The sequence below is a fragment of the Rhodophyticola sp. CCM32 genome (assembly GCF_004751985.1).
Classification (GTDB): Bacteria; Pseudomonadota; Alphaproteobacteria; order Rhodobacterales; family Rhodobacteraceae; genus Rhodophyticola.
Genome location: NZ_CP038492.1, coordinates 467,821 through 490,638, shown reverse-complemented (window position 1 = coordinate 490,638; position 22,818 = coordinate 467,821). Strand labels below are relative to the sequence as shown.

Sequence of the window (22,818 nt, the reverse complement as noted above, 5' to 3'; positions counted from 1 at the left end):
CGAAAAGAGATCAGTTGGCCAGCGCCACCTGCATACCGGGGGTCGTGCCTTCAAATGCCTCGGCCAGCCAGTCGCTCAATCGGGTCTGAATGCGATCACGCTGATAGATACCCTGACGCTCAGCCGCAATCGCCTCGGCCCCGCCAAGCGCGTCAAAGGTCAGATCCACATGTTCGGGACCATGAAGAAGCGCACCGCTCTCGGCATCACGGATCAGCAGATCGAACTCGATCTCATGTTTGCCGCGAAAGGCATAGCGTGTGCGATCGGTCAACGCGTGAAACCGGGTCACCGTCAGCTGAATTTCTACCGGCACCGGCCCGTCAAGACGCGCAAATGCCTCTTCCAGGGGCGGCGTCATCACATTGGCGACCTGCTGATGGCGGTTGCCCAGAGGGTCTTCGCGCCAGACGATATCGGCCCGTGGCTTGATGGTATTGGCCTCGGATACCGTCAGCGTTTCGGGCACATCGACATGCAGTGCGGTCACATGCCAGCTTTGCGCCGGAAGGGCGGGTTGGGCAGATTGCACCGCCTGCTCAGGCGCCAGATCAAGGGGGGCGTTTCGGCTGACAGCGCCGGGTGTGGAACAGGCCGAGACAGCCAGCGCCATGCCAAGAAGGGCCAAAGAGATCAAACGGGTCATGCTTTTCCTCCTGCCCATATCTGTAGCGGGCATTTCAGGGGTGATGCATGCAAACTTGTCCGCAAATATGGGCCAGAATGCGAAGAGACCGGCACAAGGCCGGGGCCATTTGATGATGAATAAAGCCTTAAATATGGCGCGATCAGGCCCTGCCAGCGGGCTTTACCCCTGGGCCACATCCATCCGCTGCTGTCCCAGCCCGTCAATTTCCAGAACCACCTCATCCCCCGGGGCAAGATAGGTCTCGGGCGTCATGCCCAGCCCGACACCCGGCGGTGTGCCGGTGCCGATGATGTCGCCGGGATAAAGCGTGAAGAACCCGCTGAGATAGGAAATCAGATGCCTGACGCCAAAGATCATCTGTGCCGTGGTGCCGTTCTGACGCATCTGGCCGTTGACCGACAGGCGCAGCCCCAGGTTCTGCGGGTCCGCCACCTCGTCAGGGGTGACCAGCCAGGGGCCAAGCGGCGCAAAACTGTCGCAGCTTTTGCCCTTGGTAAACTGGCCTGAGCGGAATTTCTGATAATCCCGTTCCGACACATCATTCAGCGCCACATAGCCGGCCACATGGGTCAGCGCTTCGGCCTCGGTCACATGTTTGGCGGCGGTGCCGATGACCACGCCCAGTTCCACCTCCCAATCGGTTTTGACGGAGCCACGGGGGATATAGATTATGTCATTCGGCCCGGTGATGGCCGAGGTTGCCTTCATGAAGATCATCGGCTCCGGCGGCGGGGTGGAGCCGGTTTCCGCCGCGTGATCCGCATAATTCATGCCGATACAGATGATCTTGCCGGTGCCCGCCACCGGCGGCCCGATACGCGGATTGCCCTCGACCACCGGCCCATCTGCGGTCAGCCCGTCCAGACGGGTCAGACCATCGCCGCCCAGATCATCCACCTGACCCGACAAATCCCGCAATTGCCCCTGTGCATCCAGAACACCGGGCTTTTCGGCACCCGGCGGGCCATATCGCAGAAATTTCATCGTCTCATCCTCAGGTCAGGTCGTGCGGCCCGGCCAGCCTACGGTTTGCACAGGGCAGGACGTGGGGGAATGTTCCCGGGTGACCCTGCCGGGATCACCCGGGGAATGCAATTGCCGATGAGAGGCTTTATAGATTTGGACTGAAATTCCGCGCCACCCCGCACCACCCTTCCGCCCGGCGGCCCCGCCGGGCAGCGTCTGAGCCGCCCCCACGGGGCGCGGGCGCTTCGCTTCCTGCCCCTCGGTTCGGATCGAATGGACAACCTACTGAAAGCTCACACCTAGCAGGCAGAAACCGGAGTTGGTGGCACCCCCGCCATCTGCTCTGAGCCTGTTGGGGCCGCGGCTGTCGCATCGCTGCCAATGGGTGCAGATTCTGGCGGCGCGGCATCCATCGGGGCGGTGTCAGGCATCGGCGCCGAAGGCGGTTTTGGGGTCTGCGCCACGGGGCCCGTGGTCAGACACACGGCGCGTTTGCCGCCCTGCTGTCCCAAACGCCCCCTCAGAACATTCCGGCCTCTGGCATCCTCCAGCATCACATTGGCCAGATCGGCCGCGTCAAACGGAATCAGATCGCCCGGCGCCAGCTGTTCCAGTTCGGCCAGGCTGCGCATCTGGCGAATCAGCGTCACATCAAAAACAACCTCTGCGGCGAAGAGCGCCTGCCGCAACCCGGCCTGCCAGGCCGGATCAGCCGCCGCCTGCCCGGCCTTGTCGGTGAGGGCACCCGACCCGGCCTCTACCGGTACCGCCAGAAGAACCCTGCCCGTCTTGGCGCCATCACCGAAAGCAAGGTCAACCGCGAATTGGTGATATAGCCCGTCGGGGATCAGCAGCGGCAATTGCCGACGATCTGCCAGCGGGCCGCCAAAGCTCATCCGCCGGGGCCAGTCAACACCCTGCACCCCGTCCAGCTCTGCCGAGAAGGCCGACAGCAGCAGATCAATGAAATCCCGTGTCAGGGCGATGTCGATTTTGGTGAAAGGGCGCGCCGGGCCTTCTACCGGGTCCACCCGGCCAGTGGTCTGCACCTCGATCAGCGCATCGACCACCGATTGTTGCAAAAGGCACAGGCCACGGGCACCATGAGGCCCGTCCAGCCCCACCAGCAACCCGCCATCGGGCAGCCCGGTCAACAGATCGCCCACCAGCATGGACCAGGTCATATCCTCCTGCCCCGGTTCCGGCTCCAACCCCGGAAAGGGGGCGCCCGCGCGCCGCAAGGCCCGCTGAAACGCCCGGCGCAGGCCCGCCCCGCGATCGGCACAGGGTGTCGCGCGGGCGCGTCGGGCCATGCGTTGCAGGACAGAAGGGCTGGCAGGCTCCGCCATCTATGCGGTCCTTTCCGGGTAAGGCAATCAGCCCCGATTATGCGTCCTGCGGGGTTAAGAAACCTTTAGGGTCAGGACCCCTGCCTTTTTCAGATTGAGTTGTCTGGTTTCGAAGTCAACGGGCGACAGTATGCCGTTGTTGGTGTGCTTGCGTTTTGGGTTGTAGAACACCTCTATGTATTCGAACACATCCTGCCTTGCGCTCTCGCGGGTGGAATAGGTCCGTCGCCTGACCCGTTCTCGTTTTAGAAGTTGGAAGAAGCTTTCGGCGACGGCGTTGTCGTGGTAATTCCCGCGCCTGCTCATGTTGGGCTCCAGATTGTGCTGGTGGAGAAACGTCTGCCATTCTCGGCTGGTGAATTGAGAACCTTGATCTGAATGCACCGTGACCTTCCGGTCTGGCTTTCTCCGCCAGACGGCCATCAGTAGGGCCTGCAAGGCGAGGTCGGTTGTCATGCGCGATTGTGCCGACCAGCCGACCACACGGCGCGAGAACAGGTCGATGACAACGCAGAGATACAGCCAGCCCTCGTGGGTCTTGATATAGGTGATGTCGGTCACCCAAACACGGTCGGGCTGAGAGGCATGGAACTGCTGCTCAAGCCTGTTCTCAGCCACGATGGCTGGTTTGCCACCATAGCGACCCGGACGACGGCGCCTGTCGCCTATCTGTGCGGCGATCCCGGCCAGCGATGACAGCCGGGCGGGCGACCCGGTTCTCGGAGATGCGTTCGCCCTGGTCGCGCAGACCGGATATCCGAGAGCCGTGATTTGATACACCGCGTCACGCTTGAACTCGTCGCTGTAATTGCTTGTCCCCATGTCGGCATCCTTGCCTCAAAGTTAGGGGGCAAAGCGTCTACAAATCTAGGAGCACCTCAGGCCTCCCGGGCTAAAGCACCCTGCCTGAAACTTGACTCACAAATACCCTGCCACGCTTCGCGTTCCCGGGACATTTGTGATGCGCGATGTCTCAGGTTTAAGGCAGCATGCTGTAGTTGTGGAGATATGTGCAGCTACGCCAATTGTCATCGATTTGGTTGGTTCAGAATGAGGACCGACTGTATTTGCTCGGCAGTCCGGGTTTGAACAGATAAACGAGGCTCTTTTTGCAAGACTGTCTACGGTAGCCTTTGTAAAGCTTGGCGCCATGTCACACTCCAAAAAACACATATATCTATATCGACGATCTCGATCAAACCTCCTCCACCGTCATCACCCCGCCAAGGCTTTTCAGCGCGCCTTTGATTTGTGGGTTCACAGGGAAATCCTCGCCCAGAAGCACCTCAACCTCGCCCGGCAGATCGGGGTCCATGAGGCAGAGATGGACCGGACCGCGGCCTTTCAGTTTGCCCTCCCCCTTTGCACGGGCCAGCAGGCCCGAGACCATGGAAATCGCGTCAGGTTCTTCTACAAAAATACGCAAGCCCTTGCCGATCTCGCTGGCCACGCTGTCATCAATCGGCTCCACGCCGCGGGCCAGCAGCTTCAGGCTGTCGCCTTCCTGTGTCGCCTCGACCTGCAACACCACATTGGCGCCGGTATCCAGATGGTCGCGGGCAACCTCCAGCACATCGCTGAACATGGTGACCTCAAAAAGCCCTGTGGGATCAGAGAGTTGCACAAAGGCAAACCGATTGCCCCGCTGGCTTTTGCGTTCCTGTCGGCCTGATACAGCCCCGGCCATTCTGGCCACAAAAGCGCCGCCCTGAACCCGGTCTTCAACCTCTGCCAGCGTCAGGCAGCCCTTACGTTTGAGGCTGGGCATATAATCGTCAAGCGGATGGCCGGAGAAATAGAAACCGATGGCCATATGTTCATTGGCCAAGCGTTCATTGGGCAGCCAGTCATCGCGGTCGGGCAAGCGCGGTTCGGGCAGATCCTCCCCCGCCTCCCCGAACAGCGACACCTGATCAGAGGCACGTTGGTCATGGATCACGGCGGAATAGGCGGTCAGCGCATCAAGGCTGTCGAAAACCCGGGCGCGATTGCGGTCAAGATCATCGAAAGCCCCGGCGCGGGCCAGCATTTCCAGGCTGCGCTTGCCGATCCGTTTCAGGTCAACCCGGCGGGCAAGGTCGAACAGGGTGGCGAAAGCTGTCTCAGCACGGGAGTCTTCTATAAGTTTCATGGCCTCAACGCCGACGTTCTTCAGACCACCAAGGGCATAGACAACCTGACCCTCTTTCACCGTGAAACTAGCCGCAGACCGGTTGACACAAGGCGGGACCGTTTCGATGTCAAGCCGGTCAATCTCTTGTTTATAAACGCTGAGTTTATCTGTCAGATGAATATCGCAATTCATCACGGCCGCCATGAATTCAACCGGATGGTTGGCCTTCAGCCAGGCGGTCTGATAGCTGACCACCGCATAGGCGGCGGCGTGGGATTTGTTGAATCCGTAATTTGCGAATTTGTCGAGAAGGTTCCAGACTTCGATCGCTGTCTTCTCGTCCACCCCGTTTTCTGCCGCGCCTTTCAGGAATTTCGGGCGTTCGGCATCCATCGCCTCCTGAATTTTCTTGCCCATGGCCCGGCGCAGCAGGTCGGCGCCGCCAAGGCTGTAGCCCGCCATCTCTTGCGCAATCTGCATCACCTGTTCCTGATAGACGATAATGCCCTGGGTCTCGTCCAGAATATGGTCGATGGTGGGGTGCAGAAGCTCCCGGTCCGAAAGGTTGTTTTTCACCTCACAGAATTTCGGGATGTTTTCCATCGGGCCGGGGCGGTACAGCGCCACAAGGGCGATGATATCCTCGATACAGTCCGGTTTCATGCGCCGCAGCGCGTCCATCATGCCCGAGCTTTCCACCTGAAACACAGCGACGGTTTTGGCAGAAGCGTAAAGCTTATAGGTCTTTTCATCATCCAGAGGGATCAGGCCCGGATCAATCTGAACCCCCCGTTCCTGTAGAAGATCAACGGCATTCTGCACCACGGTCAGGGTTTTCAGACCCAGAAAATCGAATTTCACCAGACCCGCCGGTTCGACCCATTTCATGTTGAACTGGGTCGCGGGCATGTCTGAACGCGGGTCCTGATAAAGCGGCACCAGCTCGTCCAGCGGACGGTCACCGATCACAACACCGGCCGCATGGGTGGAGGCGTTGCGCAAAAGCCCTTCAACCTGTTGGCCATAGGTCAGAAGACGCTCAACAACCTCTTCCTCCTTCGCCATTTCCCGCAGGCGGGGTTCATCGGCCAGCGCCTTTTCGATGGAAACCGGTTTGACCCCCTCAACCGGGATCATTTTTGACAGTCGGTCGACCTGCATGAAGGGCATCTGCAGAACCCGGCCCACATCACGCACCGCCGCCTTGGACAAAAGCGCGCCGAAGGTGATGATCTGGCCCACCTTGTCGCGGCCATATTTCTCCTGCACGTAGCGGATCACCTCTTCCCGCCGGTCCATGCAGAAATCAATGTCGAAATCGGGCATCGACACCCGTTCCGGGTTCAGGAAACGTTCAAACAGAAGCGAATAGCGCAGCGGGTCAAGATCGGTGATGGTCAGCGCATAGGCGACAAGACTGCCCGCGCCGGACCCACGGCCGGGACCGACGGGAATGGCATTTTCCTTCGCCCATTTGATGAAATCGGCCACGATCAGGAAATACCCGGGGAAACCCATGCCCTCGATGATATCAAGCTCAAACTCAAGGCGCTTTTCATACTCGTCAACCGAGGTGGCGGGCGCGATGATGCTCAGCCGCTTTTCCAGCCCCTCACGGGACTGACGGCGCAGTTCCTCAACCTCATTTTCGGCGAATTTCGGCAGAATAGGGTCATGTGTGCGGGCGCGAAAGGCACAGCGCCGGGCAATTTCCACCGTGTTTTCAAGGGCCTCCGGGAGGTCCGCAAACAGAACCGCCATCTCGTCAGGGGTTTTGAAATAATGCTGCGGGGTCAGGCGGCGGCGCGGTTCCTGCTGGTCCACATAGGCACCCTGGGCGATGCAGATCAGCGCATCATGGGCCTCGTACATATCGGGTTTCGGGAAATAGGTATCATTTGTGGCCACCAGGGGTATCCCCTGCGCATAGGCGGTTTCGACGCACCATGCCTCGGTCAGGCGTTCGGCCTCAGGCGGGCTGGCATCATCGCGCGGATGGCGTTGCAATTCGATATACAGACGGTCGGCATAGATGTCTTTGAGGCTGGCCAGAACGGCGGCGGCGCGGGTTGTCAAACCGTCCTGCAAAAGACAGCCAAGGGGCCCGTCGGGGCCACCGGTCAGACAGATCAGACCGGCGCCATGCTGTGCCAGATCCGCCATTGTGACATGGGGCAGCGCACCATCACCGCGCAGGTAGAGCGCAGAGTTGAGCTTCATCAGATTGGCATAGCCCGTGGCATTCTGGGCCAGCAGCACGATGGCAGCGGGCGGGCGGGCCCTGTCACCCGGTGCGGCGGTTTCATATTCCAGATCAATCTGGCAGCCGATGATCGGCTGCACACCCGCCTTGGCAGCGATTTCTGAAAACTCCAGCGCACAGAACATATTGTTGCTGTCGGTCACCGCCACGGCGGGCATGCCTGCATCGGCCACCATGCCCGGCAGTTTCTTGACCCGCATCGCGCCTTCCAGCAGCGAATATTCGGTATGGAGACGAAGATGGATGAATCGGGGAGAGCTGCTCATACCCATAGCCTATTTGGGGGCTTTGATGAGGGGAAGACACCATCTGATGTTTTTCCTGCCACCATGCGCAGAGACCTGAGTGGAAAGGGCAGGCCCGCATGGCGGGCAGGACGGCGACGCATCCGGCCCAAATGCCCAAAGCGCGGGCATTTGCCCGCCCTCTGTGCAGCGACGAATATCTGAAAGCTTGCAATATGCTGTGTTCCCGGCTTTTCTACCCAATGGTCAACAGGGAAACGGGCCGCCTTCTACGCCGCATCGAAGGACGGAGACCACCCGTATAAAAGGTAACGCGGCAGGCATATGGCATGGGCATTCGGTTTCTTTTGAATGGAGACCCGGTGGAGGTTGACGCCTCCGCGACCACAACCTTGCTGGATTGGCTGCGGGAATATCGCGGACTGACCGGAACCAAAGAGGGATGCAACGAAGGGGATTGCGGCGCCTGCACGGTGATGGTGCAGGATGGTGAGGGCGCAAAGGCGCTGAACGCCTGCATTCTGTTTCTGCCGCAACTGGAAGGCTGCGCCGTGCGCACCGTGGAAGGGATCGCAGGGCCCGAGGGGCAGTTGCACCCGGTTCAGACCGCGATGGTGGCGCATCACGGCTCCCAATGCGGGTTCTGCACACCGGGTTTTGTTGTCTCGATGGCGGTGGCGCATCTGAACGGACGGCAGGATTTCGATGATCACCTGGCCGGAAACCTGTGCCGCTGCACAGGGTATGCGCCGATTGTGCGCGCGGCAGACGCCGCAGCAGAGGCGCCCGTGCCGGGTTGGATGATGGAGGATGCGGAGGCGTTGGATCTTTGGGCGCTGGACGGCGCGCCGGGTGATCCTGCACCCGTGGCGCAGGATCAGACGCCTTTCATGCCCCGCTCTGCCGATGAACTGGCCGGGTGGTATGTAAACAACCCGGAAGCCACGCTGATTGCCGGCGCAACCGATGTGGGTCTCTGGGTGACCAAACAGTTGCGCGATCTGCACCCGGTGGCCTTTCTGAACCAATGCGCGGACCTGCGCGGGGTCACGTCTGACGCAAACACAATTCACATCGGCGCCATGACCAGCCTGACAGCACTGGGCGAGGCGATTGCCGACCGGCATCCGGGCTTTGCCGAGATGATCCGCCGCTACGGCTCGGTTCAGGTGCGCAATGCGGCGACGGTGGGCGGAAATATCGCCAATGGCTCCCCCATCGGGGACAGCCCGCCAGCCCTGATCGCGCTTGGGGCAACCCTGCACCTCAGACAGGGGGAGAAACGCCGAGACATCCCGTTGGAGGATTTCTTCATCGCCTATGGCAAGCAGGATCGGAAGCCCGGCGAGTTTGTGGAAGCCGTATCGGTGCCGGTGCAGCCGGACCGCCTGCGCTGCTACAAGCTGAGCAAACGGTTTGATCAGGATATCTCGGCGGTCTGCGGCTGCTTTTATATTCTTGCAGAAGATAATATCGTGCAGACCGCGCGGATCGCCTTTGGCGGCATGGCGGGCACCCCGAAACGCGCCCCGACCGTAGAGGCCGGTTTGATCGGACAGCCCTGGACAGAAGCCAGCGTGCAGACCGCGATGGCCGGGTTCGAGGCCGATTATGACCCGATGAGTGATATGCGTGCCTCCGCCCACTATCGTATGGCGGCGGCGCAGAACATGTTGCTGCGCTATTTCCATGAGGATCAGGGCGTGGCCGCGAATGTGCTGGAGGTCGCGCCATGAGTGTGGCCCGCCCCCTGCCCCATGACGCCGCCGCCCTGCATGTCACCGGCGCCGCGCGCTATGTGGATGACATCCCGACCCCTGCGGGCTGCCTGCATCTGGCCTTCGGGATCAGTTCCATTGCCGCCGGAACCGTGACCGCAATGGATTTGACAGCGGTGCGCGCCACGCCGGGTGTGGTTGCGGTTCTGTCGGGCGCGGATTTTGAGGAGATACCCGATTGCTCCCCTTCAGCCCATGATGAGCCTTTGCTGAGCGACGGGCAGGTCCATTATCTGGGTCAGCCCCTGTTTCTGGTGCTGGCAGAAAGCCATCTGGCCGCCCGAAAAGCCGCCGCTTTGGCAGAGATATCCTATGATGAGGCCCCGCCGGTCCTGACGATTGAGGAGGCTTTGGCCGCAGGCACGATCTTTGAAGATGGTCCGCGGATTTACAGCAAGGGCGATGTGGAGGCCGCCATACCCGCAGCCCCACATCATCTGGACGGCCAGATCGAGATTGGCGGGCAGGAACATTTCTATCTTGAAGGACAGGCCGCCCTGACCCTGCCCCAGGAGGGGGGCGATATGCTTGTCCATTCCTCCTCCCAGCATCCAAGCGAAATACAGCACAAGGTCGCCCATGCGCTTGGCCTGCCCCAGCACGGGGTGCGGGTCGAGCTGCGGCGCATGGGAGGCGGGTTTGGCGGCAAGGAAAGCCAGGGCAACCATCTGGCGATTGCCTGCGCCCTGGCCGCCGCACGTACCGGGCGGCCCTGCAAGATGCGCTATGACCGGGATGATGATTTTCTGATCACCGGCAAACGGCATGATTTCCGAATCTCCTACCGCGTGGGGTTTGATGACCGGGGCCGGATCGCAGGCGTCGATTTCACCCAATATGCGCGCTGCGGCTGGTCGATGGATTTGAGCCTGCCGGTGGCGGACCGGGCGATGCTGCATGCGGATAATGCCTATCTGCTGCCTGCCTGCCGGATCACCTCGCACCGGTTGCGGACCAACACCCAGAGCGCCACCGCCTTTCGCGGCTTTGGCGGACCGCAGGGAATGCTGGGGATTGAACGGGTCATGGACCATATCGCCCATACCCTGGGCCGCGACCCGCTGGAGGTGCGGCGGGTCAATTATTACCGCGCGGCGGATGCGGAGGGGGCCGAGGCCTCCGGCGGAAGTATTTTCGAGATAAAGAAGGGGAAGGGGCTGGACAGCGATGACCTCGCCGGGCGCGGATCGGTGAAGCTTGAAAGCGGGTCAGGCGGGGCGCGGCGATTTGGCGGGGTCCAATTTGGCGGGGCCCATTCGCCAGTGTCCGGCAGGGGGGAGAATACCACGCCCTATGGGATGGAGGTGGAGGATTTCATTCTTCATGAGATGACCGATGTCCTGAGCGAGCGCTGTGATTATGCGGCAAGGCAGGCAGCGGTGGCGGATTGGAACGCACGGGAACCGCTGTTGAAAAAGGGGATCGCCCTGACGCCGGTGAAATTCGGGATTTCCTTCACGCTCACCCATCTGAATCAGGCGGGCGCGCTTGTGCATCTGTATCAGGATGGATCAATCCACCTGAACCATGGCGGGACCGAGATGGGTCAGGGCCTGTTCCAGAAAGTGGCGCAGGTGGCGGCAGCCGCGTTCGGGGTGCCTGTGGATCAGGTGAAGATCACCGCCACGGATACGGGCAAGGTGCCGAACACCTCGGCCACGGCGGCGTCATCGGGGACCGATCTGAACGGGATGGCGGTGCAGGTGGCCTGTGAGGAGATCAAGGGCCGGATTGCCGGGGTTGTGGCCGCAGAATTGCAGGCCGTGCCTGAAGCGGTGGTGTTTGAAGGCGGGATGGTGCGCGCGGGCGCGGCCTCGATGCCATTCGAACAGGCGGTGGAAAAAACTTATATGGCGCGCGTTTCGTTGAGCGCGACCGGATTTTACAAAACACCGGGGCTGGACTGGGACCGGATCGCCGGGCATGGGCGGCCGTTTTTCTATTTCGCCTATGGTGTGGCCTGTTCAGAGGTGGTGATTGACACCCTGACCGGAGAGAACCGGATTTTGCGCACCGATATCCTGCATGATGCGGGGGCGTCCCTGAACCCGGCGCTGGATATCGGCCAGATCGAGGGCGGGTTTGTGCAGGGCGCAGGCTGGCTGACCACGGAAGAGCTGGTCTGGGATGCAAGGGGCGCGCTGAAAACCCATGCGCCTTCCACCTACAAGATCCCGGCCTGTTCGGACCGGCCCGATATATTCAATGTCGCGCTTTGGGACGCACCGAACCGGGAAGAAACGATTTACCGCTCCAAAGCCGTGGGGGAACCGCCGCTGATGCTGGGAATTTCCGTATTGGCGGCCCTGTCGCAGGCCTGCGCGGCTTGCGGACCCGGCTATCCCGATTTGCAGGCGCCCGCGACGGCGGAAGAGGTGTTGCGCGCCGTCGGAAGGGCGCGGGCATGAGCTTTGACCTGACAGGCTTGCAACGCGCTGTTGCGGCGCATGGTGCCGTGTGCCGCGTTGTGATCGTCGCCGTAAAGGGCTCCACCCCGCGCGATGTGGGGACCGCGATGCTGGTCTGGCCCGGCGGGCAATCGGGCACTATCGGCGGGGGTCGGCTGGAATTCGATGCCGCCGCCATGGCGCGCAAAAACCTCGACCGTGAGATCACGCATTCCGCCAGAACCTTCGCGCTTGGCCCGGCGCTGGGCCAATGTTGCGGCGGCGCGGTGACCCTGTCCTTTGAGCGGTTCATGCCCGACCATCTGCCCGAAAAGTTCCCCCATGCCCATCCGGTCATGGCCCATTCTGGCCGGCCTGACGCAGTGACCCGTGCCATCGCCCGGGGCGTCGAAGCGCCGCTTCATATCGCGGATTGGTTCATCGAACCCCTGGCCCAGCCGCGCCAATCGCTTTGGATATATGGCGCGGGCCATGTGGGGCGCGCCGTGGTCGATATCATGGCCCCCCTCCCGGATTTTGCCATCACCTGGGTCGATACCACCCCCGGGCGCTTCCCGGACCCGCTGCCCGACAGGGTGACGGCGCTGCCCGCCGCGAAACCCGAACTGGCGATGCGACATGCGCCAGCCGCGGCGCATCATCTGATCATGACCTATGATCACGAAATGGATTTCGCCCTTTGCCATACCGTCCTTGGCCAGCCCTTCCAGAGCTGCGGGTTGATCGGCTCTGCCACCAAGAAGATGCGGTTCCGCTCCCGATTGCGCGATCTGCGGCACGAAGATGCCCAAATTTCGCGCATTACCTGCCCGATCGGGGCCCCGCATCTTGGCAAACACCCACAAACCATTGCCGTGGGGGTGGCCGCAGACCTACTTTCAAGGCAGATGCTCAATGATTCAGCGACAGAGTCCCTGCGGACAGGAATGCGTGCGTGACCGCGCTTTTGACCATTGACGGGCTGACCAAAGCCTATCCGGGCGTGGTGGCCAACGCAGCCGTTTCCTTTCAGATACAGCCCGGTGAGGTGCATGCGCTGCTGGGCGAGAACGGTGCCGGAAAATCCACATTGGTCAAGATGATCTATGGGCTGGTGCGCCCGGATGCCGGGGCGATGACGCTGATGGGCGCGCCCTATACCCCGGCGGAACCACGCGCCGCGCGCGCCGCAGGCGTGGCCATGGTGTTTCAGCATTTCTCGCTGTTTGAAGCGCTGAATGTGGCCGAAAACATTGCCCTTGGCATGGAAAACCCGCCCCGCCCGCGCGATCTGGCGGCGCAGATCCGCGAGGTGTCCGAGACCTATGGCCTGCCGCTGGACCCGGACCGTCTGGTGGGAGATCTGAGCGCGGGAGAACGTCAGCGGGTGGAGATCATCCGCTGTCTGTTGCAGGACCCCAAACTGCTGATCATGGATGAGCCGACCAGCGTTCTGACCCCGCAGGAGGTGGAGATTCTGTTCCACACCCTGCGCAAGCTCAGCGCCGAGGGCACGGCCATTCTCTATATCTCTCACAAGCTTGAGGAAATCCGTGCGCTCTGTGACGAAGCCACGGTGTTGCGGCTTGGCAAGGTGGTGGCCGAATGCACCCCGCGCGAGGTCTCTGCCGCGCATATGGCCGAGTTGATGGTGGGCAAATCGCTGGCCGCACCGGCACGGGAAGCCACGGAACCGGGTGCGGTTCTGCTGGAAGTGGCGGGGCTTTCGCTGGACCCGGCCACGCCGTTCGGCACCCCCTTGCGCCATATTGGGCTGGAATTGCGCGCAGGCGAGGTTCTGGGCATCGGCGGGGTGGCGGGCAACGGGCAGGATGAATTGCTGGCCGCCCTGTCGGGGGAGGCACGCTCACGACCCGGGGCGATCCTGTTCGAAGGCGCGCCGGTGGGCGATCTGGGCCCGAATGAACGGCGCGTTCTGGGCCTGCTTTGCGCGCCCGAGGAACGGCTGGGCCATGCGGCGGCCCCGGATATGAGCCTGACCGAAAACGCGGTTCTGACCGCGCGGCTGCGACAAGGGCTGGACCGGAACGGGTTTCTGAACTGGCCCGGCGCCACCGGATTCGCCGAAACGGTGATCGCGGAATTTGATGTCCGCACACCGGGCACCCATGTGGCGGCCCGGGCGCTGTCAGGCGGGAATTTGCAGAAATTCGTCATCGGGCGGGAGATTTTGCAGACCCCGCGCGTGCTGGTTGTGAACCAGCCGACCTGGGGGGTGGATGCCAGTGCTGCCGCCGATATCCGGCAGGCGCTTCTGAACCTCGCCCATGGCGGGGCGGCGGTGATCTGCATCAGTCAGGATCTCGATGAATTGCTGGAAATTTCCGACCGGTTCTGCGCGCTGAACGAGGGGCGGCTTTCAGCCCCCCGGCCCGCGCGCGGGTTGAGCATGGAGGAAATCGGGCTGATGCTGGGCGGGGCCCATGACATGCATGATATCGCGCCAGAGGCCCTGCCGGAACATGTGACGCCGGAGGCAACCCCATGATCCGGCTTGAAAAGCGCCCCACCCCGTCTCGCGTCTGGATCGTGGCGACGCCGATTGTCGCCGTGATCCTGACAATGATCGCTGGCGGGATCATGTTTGCCGTTCTGGGCCAGGACCCGGTGGAGGCCATTCGGATCATCTTTCTGGACCCGCTGTTCGATGACCGGTTTGCCGCATTCTCGCGCCCGCAGATTCTGGTGAAGGCCGGGCCGCTGATCCTGATCGCGATCGGCCTGTCGCTTGGGTTTCGGGCAGGCATCTGGAATATCGGCGCCGAGGGGCAATATATCATCGGCGCGATATGCGGGGCCGGGTTCGGGCTGGCCCTTTACCCGTCGGAAAACCTGCTGATCCTGCCGGGGATGGTGATCGCGGGCGCGCTTGGGGGCTGGGCCTGGGCGATGATCCCGGCGATATTGCGCACCCGGTTTCGGACCAATGAGATACTGGTGTCGCTTTTGCTGGTCTATGTGGCCGAGGCCATTCTCGCCTCTGCGGCCACCGGTTTTCTGCGCAACCCGGACGGGCATGGTTTTCCCGGCTCGCGCAATCTGAGCCAGCATCCGGGCACCGAAAACCCGGAACTGATTGCCGGCACCGGCATGCATTGGGGGGTGGTCGCGGCCTTTGTCGCGGTGATCTTTGCCTATGTGCTTTTTAACCGTCACCTGCTTGGCTATCAGATCAAGCTGGCTGGTCAGGCGCCGCGCGCCGCACGGTTTGCAGGTGTGAACCCGACCCGGTTGATTGTGGTGTGTCTGGGTGCCTCGGGCGCGTTGGCGGGCATGGCGGGCCTGTTCGAGGCCGCAGGCCCGGCCGGGCAGATCAGCATTGATTTCAATGTCGGCTATGGGTTCACCGCAATCATCGTCGCGTTTCTGGGCCGGTTGCACCCGGTGGGCATTCTGCTGGCCGGGTTGCTGATGGCGCTGACCTATATCGGTGGCGAACTTGCGCAACTGATGCTGGGCCTGCCCGCCTCGGCCATTCAGGCGTTTCAGGGGATGTTGTTGTTCTTCCTGCTGGCGCTGGATGTCCTGTCGAATTACCGGATCCGGCTGAAACGCGCAGAGGTGACCTCATGATGGGTATTGATCCGGTCAGCCTGATTGTCGCGCTTATCGGGGCCTCGACCCCGATCCTGCTGGCCGCAATCGGCGAGCTTGTGGTGGAGAAATCCGGCGTCCTGAACCTGGGCGTTGAAGGGATGATGATTGTCGGTGCGATCTCGGGCTTCATCATCGCGGTCAATACCGGGTCGCCCTGGCTGGGCTTTGTGGCCGGGGCGTTCGGGGGCGCGGTTCTGTCGCTGATCTTCGCGCTTCTGACCCAGTATCTGTTGTCCAATCAGGTGGCGACCGGGCTGGCGCTGACGCTGTTCGGTCTGGGCCTGTCTTCCTTGATGGGCGAGGCCTATTCCGGCATCAACCCGCCCCTGACCGCCGATCTTTTCCCCGCAGCCCTGCGCGACATCCCCGTGATCGGGCCGATCCTTTTCGGCCATGATCTGATTGTCTACCTGTCGGTTTTGCTGGTCGCGGGCACCTGGTACATGCTGCGGCATACACGTATGGGCCTGATCCTGCGCGCGGTGGGCGAAAGCCATGAAGCGGCCCATGCGCTTGGCTATAAGGTCATCCGCATCCGCATCTATATCATCCTGTTCGGCGGGGCCTGTGCCGGGCTTGGGGGCGCCTATCTGTCCCTTGTCCGGGTGCCAAGCTGGACCGAAGGCATGACCGCGGGCGCAGGCTGGATTGCCCTGGCCATCGTGGTTTTTGCAAGCTGGAAACCCTGGCGCGCCCTGATCGGGGCATATCTGTTTGGCGGGATTGCCGCCCTGCAACTGCGCCTGCAGGCGGCCGAGATCAACATCCCGGTCATGGTTCTGGATATGTCTCCCTATCTGGTGACAATCCTTGTTCTGGTCATTATTTCCTCAGACAGGGGACGTGCTGCATTGAACGCGCCCGCAGCACTTGGCAAGGTATTCCATGCAAGCGGTTAAAAGGGGTCATGGTCATGCGCCGCGCCGGGATCATCCAGCTGCTCGACGGGAGACATCCACGCAATGGTCGATCGGTGACCTTTGCGCTGAACGGGCTGATCCTGCTGTCGGCGATCGCAATCGCGGTGGAGACCATGCCGGACCTGCCGGACCGGGCACAGGATTTTCTCGGCTGGTTCGAAATCACCGTGCTGCTTGTCTTCGCGCTGGAATATCTGACCCGGGTGATCTGTTCACCGCGCCCTCTGCGCTACATCTTCAGCTTCTGGGGGCTGATCGACCTGCTTGCGATCCTGCCGCTTCTGGCGCTGTTGCAACCGCAATGGACGGCGGTGCGGATTCTGCGCCTGCTGCGGTTGATCCGTCTGCTGAAACTCTTCCACACCTCGCTTGCGCTCGACCGGATGTCGCGGGCCTTTCGGGCGGTCAGGGGCGAATTGACCGTCTTTGGCGCGCTGGCCGCGATGATGCTTTATGTCTCGGCGGTGGGGATTTATGTTTTCGAACACCCGGTCCAGCCCGAGGCCTTCACCTCGATCCCGATGTCGCTGTGGTGGGCAGTCGCGTCCCTGACCACGGTGGGGTATGGCGATCTGGTGCCGATCACGCTTGGCGGGCGGCTTTTCACCACACTGATGCTGTTCATCGGTTTGGGCATTGTGGCCGGTCCGGCAGCGATTATCACAACCGCCCTTCTGGAAGCGGATAAGTTCGGAGTAGAATCACCGCCCGGATCAAATACGAAAAACATGTCCAACAAGGAGATTAAAAAATGAATCTGACACTGAAATATCTGGCCAGCGCTGCGCTGTGTCTTGGGCTGGCAGCCCCCGCGATGGCTCAGGATGACCCATTGCAGGTTGGCTTTGTCTATGTCGGGTCGATCGGCGATCTGGGCTGGACCTATGAACATGATCAGTCGCGTCTGGCGGTCGAGGCGCATTTCGGTGACGCGGTTGAAACCACCTATGTGGAAAACGTGCCCGAAGGGGCCGATGCGGAACGGGTGATGACGCAGATGGTGCTAAGCGGCGCCGATCTGATCTTCACCACCTCTTTCGGCTATATGGACCCGACCAATGCAGTGGCCGAACAGTTCCCGGAGGTGTATTTCGAACATGCCACCGGCTATCGGCGCGATCACCCGAATGTCTCGACCTATTCTGCGCGGTTCTATGAAGGCCGCGCGGTGATCGGCCATATCGCGGGCCAGATGACTGAATCGAATATCGTCGGCTATATCGCCTCCTACCCTATCCCCGAAGTGATCCGGGGCATCAATTCGGCCTATCACCATGCCCATGCGGTGAACCCGGATGTCGAGTTTCGTGTGGTCTGGGTCTATACATGGTTTGACCCCGCGCAAGAGGCCGATGCCGCCCAGGCGCTGATTGATCAGGGCGCCGATGTGATCATGCAGCACACGGATTCGACCGCGCCGATGACCGTGGCGGCCGAAGCAGGCGCCGTGGCCTTTGGTCAGGCCTCGGATATGGAGCAGTTTGCCCCGTTTCCCCGTGTCGCCTCGATCATCGACAACTGGGCGCCCTATTATATCGCCCGGACACAGGCGGTGATGGACGGCACCTGGGAACAGGCCGATACCTGGGACGGGATCGGCGCGGGCATGGTTGAACTGGGCGAGATGTCCGATGCCATCCCCGAAGAGGTCCGCGTTTCAGCCCAGGCGCTGGCGGATTCGATTGCTGATGGCAGTTACCATGCCTTCACCGGCCCGCTGAACCGGCAGGATGGCAGCGCCTGGCTGGCCGAGGGTGAAACGGCCGATGATGGCACATTGGCGGGTATGGATTTCTACATTGAAGGCATCACCGGCGACATCCCGAACTGAGGCACGTAAATGGGGCAGGCATCAACATTGGTTTGGTGCCTGTCTCGGACTGACGGTATTTTGGTATCGTGGGACCTGAGGGCCGCATCCGCCCGCCCGGCGGCACCGCCGGGCAGCGTCTGAGCCGCCCCCACGGGGCGGGCGCTTTGCTTCCTGCCCCTCGGTTCGGGCTCTGCCCTCTGCTCTCATTTTGGTAAGTTCACTCTACGCAACCCGACTGGCCCACCTGGGGACAATGTCCATAACGGTTGCCTTTTCCATCTGTTCCGCCTTATGGCCCACAAGAATGCTGGGCATGGATTCCAGGGGGAAATAAGCCCATACCCCCCGCCCCTACAGGTCTGCCTGAGCGATGTTCGCAATCTTTTGTCTGATCAGATCACGGCTTTCTGCGGCCATCTGTCGGAGGGATTCGATCCCGTCGGCATAGGCCGGGGCCACACCCTGTTTGCTGGCCGCGGCGATCAGATCAACCTCTGCAACAAGGGCGGTCAGCCCAAGAAGGGCGGCCGAGCCCCGCAGTTTATGGGTCTCGGCCGAGATATCCTCGGCATCCGCGCCCACGGTCAGCCCGACCAGTCGCGCAAGCGTTGTCTCAAGCTCTTCAAAGAACCGGTCCACCGTCGCGGTTGTTTTCTCGGCCCCCAATGCACCGACAAGTTCCGTCAGCGTGGCGCTGTCTATCTGCTCGGAATCCGCCACAATGTCACCGGCAGAAGAGGCTTCTGCCCCGCCAATCCCCGCAAGGATATCCTGCAACGCATAAAGGCGAATGGGTTTGGTGCAAAACCCGTCCATCCCCGCCGCTTCGGCCTTGGCAAGGTATTCCTCGCGGCCATGAGCGGTCAGCCCCAGGACATAGGTCCGCTGGTTCGGGCCTGCCATTTCCCGTATCCGGCGCACGGCCTCGATCCCGTCCATGACCGGCATGTTGATATCCATGATGATCAGATCGACGCGCCGTTTCTGGGCCGCCTCCACCCCTTCGGCGCCGTCGCAGGCCTCGGTCACCTTATGCCCAAGCCCTTCCAGCATATCCCTCAGCACCGAGCGGTTGATCGCATTATCCTCGACAATCAGAACCTGCTGCGCCGAGGGTGGATCAATGATGACCCCGCCGGTTCCATCATCATGGGTGGCCTGAATATCTTCCGCTGTCGATCTTTCCAGCGACAGGGACAGGGTAAAGCTGCTGCCCTGCCCCACCACGCTTTGCACGGTCAGATCCCCGCCCATCAGACGCGCGATTTTGCGCGAGATCGACAGGCCCAGCCCGTCTCCGCGCGACTGCCGCCCCTCCGCATGGGTCAGCGCGACAAAATCCTCGAAAATATCCTCAAGCGACTCCGGTGGAATACCCGCACCCGTATCCGTGACCGAGATCGACGCCGCGGTCATATCCGCCCCATGGACCCCGCCAACCGCCACCGTGATGCTCCCGCTATTGGTGAACTTGATCGCATTGCCGATCAGATTGGTCAGAATCTGCCCGATCCGCCCGCCATCGGCCAGAAACGGGCGGGCCATGCCCGGGTCGAATTGCAGATTGAGGCTCAGGTTTTTCTCATGCGCCAGCGGGGTCAACACATCCACGATGGATTGCACCACCACATCCAGATTAAAGGGGCTGGGGGCCAGTTTCATCGTACCGATTTCGATCCGGGTGATATCCAGCGCCTCATTGACATGTTCCAGCAAGATCTCGCCCGACGCGGATGCAACGCGGACATACCGTTCCTGCCGGGAGGTCAGATCAGTGGTGCGCATCAGGTCAAGAACGCCCAGGATACCGTTCAGCGGTGTCCGCATTTCATGGCTCATCACCGCCAGAAACTGGGATTTCGCCCGGTCCATCCGTTCCGCCCGGTCGCGCGCATCAATCAGCTTCTGCTCGGCGATCTTGCGGTCGCTGATATCGCGCAGATAGGCGATGAACAGCTCCCCGTGATTGCCCTGCGCCGAGGTGATGTTCAATTCGATCGGAAATTCCTCGCCGGATTTGCGAAGCCCGCTCAACTCCACCCGCCCGCCATCGACAACCCTGGGCGTGCCGGTTGTCAGATACCGCTCCATCCCGGCGGCATGGGCGGCGCGATAGCGATGGGGGACGATGGTATCCTCCATCTTCTGGCCCAGAATATCCGCCCGGGACCAGCCAAAGATGGTTTCCGCCGAAGCATTGAAATCGACGATCTCACCCTGTTCATTGGAGGTGACAATCGCATCAAGCGATGCCGCCACGGTTGAGGTAAGCCGGTCGCTGGAGGCAAGAAGCTGGGCATCGCGTTCACGCGCCCGGGCCAGCATCCGGTCAAGGATCAGCAGCAGAACCGTCAACCCGATGATCAGTGCGATGGCGCTTATCCCGGTCAGCCGCAATTGCCGCGCAAATTCTTCCCGCTGCGCTTCCGAGCGTTCGACACCACGTTCCAGCCCCAAAAGCGCCAATTGCCTGACATCGGGCCGGATTTCATGGGTCAGCGCCCGCAGTTCAAGCAGTTGCGTGCGCCCCAGTTCCCCGGAATTGTCCAGTATCTCGATGGCGCGGTCCGAAAAAACCTCAAGCCCCTGTCGCAGACGTGCGGTTTCAGGGTCTTCGACAAAGGCTTGGCCCGTACGTCCACTGTCGATCAGCGCCACACGGCTGAGAGCGATATCGGCCCTCAGCCGCACAACCCCGATATCGGGCTGTTCGGCAGCAATCTGATCGGACAGAACAGCGTTCAGGTTGGCAATCTCGGTTTCCACCTGCAGGATCGTCCACTGCATATTGTCATTGCTGGCAGTGGACAGATAGCGCAGTTCAAGCAGAACATTGATCCCAAGGATCCCGAACCACATCATCAGCAGGCCGGTCGCAATCAGAACAACGAATCTTTTGCCAGTCATGCCTTGGTCCGCTGCGTTGCTACCTCTGGTGCGAAGCTTAGAACGCAACGGCTGATCAATCCATCACAGACAGGCGGTTCAGCTGCCAAATACTGCGGGAATAGATGGTTTCGGTCTGAAAGTCCGGATCACTGTCATAGGGATAGACCACCCAGAACGGCCCTTTGTCGCGCACCGACATGGTCTGCCCGTCCATCCGGGTTGCAATGATCGGATACATATCGCCGATCTCCGCCACCGGCATTTCAACCGCATAATCGTTCAGGGCGGTCATTGTCAGGGTGGTGCCGTCCACATCGCCGGCCTCCAGAATGTCGCTGAGCGGCACACCGCTGAAGGTGACCGGGTCATCGGTCCAGATGGTTGTGGTGGTGAATTCAACCTGCGGCAATGCATCAAGTGCTTCCAGGTTCAAATCTGTCTGCTGTGCTCCGCCATCGGCGGAAACCTGCAGGATCATTCCCTCCTGCGCCAGAACTGAAGTTGCAAAGAGGCCCAAAAGACCTGTGGCTGCCGACAGGCATGTGAAACGATTTAGCATTGATGAACCTCGCGTAGGTATAAAAGTTATAGGATGCACAGCAGTTAGCATGCAGATCGGCATCAGATTCAGATCATCGGGGTAGGTTCCTATACTTTGGTATAGGTTCTGCCTCTCATTGCTTGATATGAGTGCTGAAATTCAGTCCAGACAAATCAGATGAGTATTGCCATGCCGAATATTCTGATTGCCGATGACCACGATCTGGTGCGTGACACAATCGCTGCGTATCTTGGCCAGGTGGAGGAGTTTTCCGTTCTCACCGCGGCAACGCTGGATGAAGCCGTCAAGGTCATTGCCGGAGAGATCCCGATAGATCTTGTCATTCTGGATTATAACATGCCCGGCATGAACGGCCTGAAAGGTCTTGAACATATCACAAGCCGTTACCCCCATATCAAGGTCACCCTGATGTCGGGGATTGCAACGCCGGATGTGGCGAATGAGGCGATGGAGCTTGGCGCACAGGGGTTTTTCCCCAAATCGGCGGCAGCCAGTTCCATGGTCAATGCCATCAAATTCATCCTGTCGGGAGAGCGGTATTTCCCCGTTGGCTTTACCAGCGAAGCCCCTGAGCGTCAGGCCCCCGGCGGGTTCATGGGCCTGTCCCCGCGCGAGATGCAGACGCTGGAAAAGCTCTGCCAGGGTCAGTCCAACAAGGAAGTCGCGCGCGAACTTGGCCTGCAGGAGGTGACGGTCAAACTTCATGTGAAGAATATTCTGGCCAAGCTGGGCGTCAGCAACCGCACGCAGGCCGCCCTGATGGCAAAAGAGAACGGCATTTTCTGAAGCGGCCATCCGGCCCGCTCAGGCCTGAACGGGCCCGTTTGTCTTGATTCGCTTCAGAACCATGTTGGTCTGCGCGCTTCTGAGGCATGGCATGGCAAACAGCACCTCTTCCAGAAAACTGTTATAGGCCTCGATATCCCGGCAGATGACGCGCAGATGATAATCGGCAGTCCCTGTTGTCGCGACACAATCCACCACCTCCCCCCGTTGCAGCACCGTCTCCATGAACAGATCGACACCCGCGCGGTCATGGCGGTTCAACTGGATATGTACGATCGCCTCGAACCGTAACCCCATGCTTGGGGGGTCGATGACAGCGGTGTATCTGGAGATCACCCCCTGATCTTCCAGCGCCTTCACCCGGCGCCAGCAGGACGAGGTGGACATTGCCGTCTGATCCGCCAGTTCGGCATTCGAAAGCCGGGCATTGTCTTGCAGCAGATGCAGCAGCAACAAATCCCGTTGTTCAATCATATCTGG

General features: G+C 61.0%; 16 protein-coding genes and 1 pseudogene. 9 read left to right on the top strand and 8 right to left on the bottom strand.

The genetic code is table 11. The features are described 5' to 3' along the window. Positions 1-10: 10 nt before the first annotated feature. The 5 genes and pseudogenes from E2K80_RS02420 to dnaE all read right to left on the bottom strand — a co-directional run bounded on the left by E2K80_RS02420 (position 11) and on the right by dnaE (position 7,606). On the bottom strand, positions 11-646 hold the full coding sequence (locus E2K80_RS02420; RefSeq protein WP_135372415.1) for a DUF6778 family protein: 636 nt from the start codon (positions 644-646) through the stop codon (positions 11-13). A 162-nt stretch (positions 647-808) separates the two neighbouring features. Next, positions 809-1,633 (bottom strand): fumarylacetoacetate hydrolase family protein, encoded by an 825-nt coding sequence (locus E2K80_RS02415; RefSeq protein ID WP_135372413.1) that lies wholly within the window; start codon positions 1,631-1,633, stop codon positions 809-811. Between the two features lie 281 nt (positions 1,634-1,914). After that, positions 1,915-2,928 (bottom strand): FliM/FliN family flagellar motor switch protein, encoded by a 1,014-nt coding sequence (locus E2K80_RS02410; protein ID WP_168193076.1) that lies wholly within the window; start codon positions 2,926-2,928, stop codon positions 1,915-1,917. A 90-nt stretch (positions 2,929-3,018) separates the two neighbouring features. Further along, positions 3,019-3,669 (bottom strand): annotated as a pseudogene (locus tag E2K80_RS02405) (IS3 family transposase); the annotation flags it as partial. Between the two features lie 490 nt (positions 3,670-4,159). Beyond that, the gene (gene dnaE / locus E2K80_RS02400) at positions 4,160-7,606 is read right to left on the bottom strand and encodes a DNA polymerase III subunit alpha (protein ID WP_135372409.1); all 3,447 of its coding nucleotides are present in this window, start codon (positions 7,604-7,606) and stop codon (positions 4,160-4,162) included. Between the two features lie 308 nt (positions 7,607-7,914). Between dnaE and xdhA the strand changes: the two genes are divergently transcribed. The 8 genes from xdhA to E2K80_RS02360 are packed head-to-tail and all read left to right on the top strand — an operon-like array spanning position 7,915 to position 18,119. Continuing rightward, on the top strand, positions 7,915-9,321 hold the full coding sequence (gene xdhA / locus E2K80_RS02395; RefSeq protein ID WP_135372407.1) for a xanthine dehydrogenase small subunit: 1,407 nt from the start codon (positions 7,915-7,917) through the stop codon (positions 9,319-9,321). Beyond that, positions 9,318-11,771 carry a xanthine dehydrogenase molybdopterin binding subunit gene (locus E2K80_RS02390; RefSeq protein ID WP_135372405.1) on the top strand — a complete coding sequence of 818 codons (2,454 nt, stop codon included), beginning with the start codon at positions 9,318-9,320 and terminating at the stop codon, positions 11,769-11,771. The genes xdhA and E2K80_RS02390 overlap by 4 nt, the downstream gene beginning before the upstream one ends. Further along, the gene (xdhC, locus tag E2K80_RS02385) at positions 11,768-12,709 is read left to right on the top strand and encodes a xanthine dehydrogenase accessory protein XdhC (RefSeq protein ID WP_135372403.1); all 942 of its coding nucleotides are present in this window, start codon (positions 11,768-11,770) and stop codon (positions 12,707-12,709) included. The genes E2K80_RS02390 and xdhC overlap by 4 nt, the downstream gene beginning before the upstream one ends. Then, positions 12,706-14,259, top strand: coding sequence for an ABC transporter ATP-binding protein (locus E2K80_RS02380; protein WP_135372401.1), 1,554 nt, complete (start codon positions 12,706-12,708; stop codon positions 14,257-14,259). The genes xdhC and E2K80_RS02380 overlap by 4 nt, the downstream gene beginning before the upstream one ends. Then, positions 14,256-15,344, top strand: coding sequence for an ABC transporter permease (locus E2K80_RS02375; RefSeq protein WP_135372399.1), 1,089 nt, complete (start codon positions 14,256-14,258; stop codon positions 15,342-15,344). Before E2K80_RS02380 ends, E2K80_RS02375 begins: the two co-directional genes overlap by 4 nt. After that, positions 15,344-16,267 carry an ABC transporter permease gene (locus E2K80_RS02370; RefSeq protein WP_135376447.1) on the top strand — a complete coding sequence of 308 codons (924 nt, stop codon included), beginning with the start codon at positions 15,344-15,346 and terminating at the stop codon, positions 16,265-16,267. Before E2K80_RS02375 ends, E2K80_RS02370 begins: the two co-directional genes overlap by 1 nt. A gap of 8 nt (positions 16,268-16,275) precedes the next feature. Beyond that, complete coding sequence (locus E2K80_RS02365; protein WP_238475630.1) at positions 16,276-17,043, top strand: ion transporter; 768 nt, start codon at positions 16,276-16,278, stop codon at positions 17,041-17,043. Then, the gene (locus tag E2K80_RS02360; RefSeq protein ID WP_135372395.1) at positions 17,040-18,119 is read left to right on the top strand and encodes a BMP family ABC transporter substrate-binding protein; all 1,080 of its coding nucleotides are present in this window, start codon (positions 17,040-17,042) and stop codon (positions 18,117-18,119) included. The genes E2K80_RS02365 and E2K80_RS02360 overlap by 4 nt, the downstream gene beginning before the upstream one ends. Positions 18,120-18,452: 333 nt before the next feature. Here the strand turns inward: E2K80_RS02360 and E2K80_RS02355 are convergent, their stop codons facing one another. Together E2K80_RS02355 and E2K80_RS02350 are read right to left on the bottom strand one after the other, a co-directional pair. Beyond that, on the bottom strand, positions 18,453-21,008 hold the full coding sequence (locus E2K80_RS02355) for a hybrid sensor histidine kinase/response regulator (RefSeq protein ID WP_135372393.1): 2,556 nt from the start codon (positions 21,006-21,008) through the stop codon (positions 18,453-18,455). Positions 21,009-21,063: 55 nt separating this feature from the next. Next, entirely contained in the window at positions 21,064-21,468 is a 405-nt protein-coding gene (locus tag E2K80_RS02350) for an oxidoreductase (protein WP_238475629.1), read from the bottom strand. 240 nt (positions 21,469-21,708) lie between these two features. Here E2K80_RS02350 and E2K80_RS02345 point away from each other — a divergent pair, with 240 nt between their 5' ends. After that, positions 21,709-22,338, top strand: coding sequence for a response regulator transcription factor (locus tag E2K80_RS02345; protein ID WP_238475628.1), 630 nt, complete (start codon positions 21,709-21,711; stop codon positions 22,336-22,338). 18 nt (positions 22,339-22,356) lie between these two features. Here the strand turns inward: E2K80_RS02345 and E2K80_RS02340 are convergent, their stop codons facing one another. Then, on the bottom strand, positions 22,357-22,812 hold the full coding sequence (locus tag E2K80_RS02340) for an Lrp/AsnC family transcriptional regulator (protein ID WP_338014574.1): 456 nt from the start codon (positions 22,810-22,812) through the stop codon (positions 22,357-22,359). Positions 22,813-22,818 lie beyond the last annotated feature (6 nt).

What these genes read in the sequence shown, in the direction of transcription:
- E2K80_RS02420 (WP_135372415.1), bottom strand. Translation starts at nt 646, where the DNA reads ATGACCCGTTTGATCTCTTTGGCCCTTCTTGGCATGGCGCTGGCTGTC.
- E2K80_RS02415 (WP_135372413.1), bottom strand. Translation starts at nt 1,633, where the DNA reads ATGAAATTTCTGCGATATGGCCCGCCGGGTGCCGAAAAGCCCGGTGTT.
- E2K80_RS02410 (WP_168193076.1), bottom strand. Translation starts at nt 2,928, where the DNA reads ATGGCCCGACGCGCCCGCGCGACACCCTGTGCCGATCGCGGGGCGGGC.
- dnaE (WP_135372409.1), bottom strand. Translation starts at nt 7,606, where the DNA reads ATGAGCAGCTCTCCCCGATTCATCCATCTTCGTCTCCATACCGAATAT.
- xdhA (WP_135372407.1), top strand. Translation starts at nt 7,915, where the DNA reads ATGGGCATTCGGTTTCTTTTGAATGGAGACCCGGTGGAGGTTGACGCC.
- E2K80_RS02390 (WP_135372405.1), top strand. Translation starts at nt 9,318, where the DNA reads ATGAGTGTGGCCCGCCCCCTGCCCCATGACGCCGCCGCCCTGCATGTC.
- xdhC (WP_135372403.1), top strand. Translation starts at nt 11,768, where the DNA reads ATGAGCTTTGACCTGACAGGCTTGCAACGCGCTGTTGCGGCGCATGGT.
- E2K80_RS02375 (WP_135372399.1), top strand. Translation starts at nt 14,256, where the DNA reads ATGATCCGGCTTGAAAAGCGCCCCACCCCGTCTCGCGTCTGGATCGTG.
- E2K80_RS02370 (WP_135376447.1), top strand. Translation starts at nt 15,344, where the DNA reads ATGGGTATTGATCCGGTCAGCCTGATTGTCGCGCTTATCGGGGCCTCG.
- E2K80_RS02365 (WP_238475630.1), top strand. Translation starts at nt 16,276, where the DNA reads ATGGTCATGCGCCGCGCCGGGATCATCCAGCTGCTCGACGGGAGACAT.
- E2K80_RS02360 (WP_135372395.1), top strand. Translation starts at nt 17,040, where the DNA reads ATGAATCTGACACTGAAATATCTGGCCAGCGCTGCGCTGTGTCTTGGG.
- E2K80_RS02355 (WP_135372393.1), bottom strand. Translation starts at nt 21,008, where the DNA reads ATGACTGGCAAAAGATTCGTTGTTCTGATTGCGACCGGCCTGCTGATG.
- E2K80_RS02350 (WP_238475629.1), bottom strand. Translation starts at nt 21,468, where the DNA reads ATGATCCTGCAGGTTTCCGCCGATGGCGGAGCACAGCAGACAGATTTG.
- E2K80_RS02345 (WP_238475628.1), top strand. Translation starts at nt 21,709, where the DNA reads ATGAGTATTGCCATGCCGAATATTCTGATTGCCGATGACCACGATCTG.
- E2K80_RS02340 (WP_338014574.1), bottom strand. Translation starts at nt 22,812, where the DNA reads ATGATTGAACAACGGGATTTGTTGCTGCTGCATCTGCTGCAAGACAAT.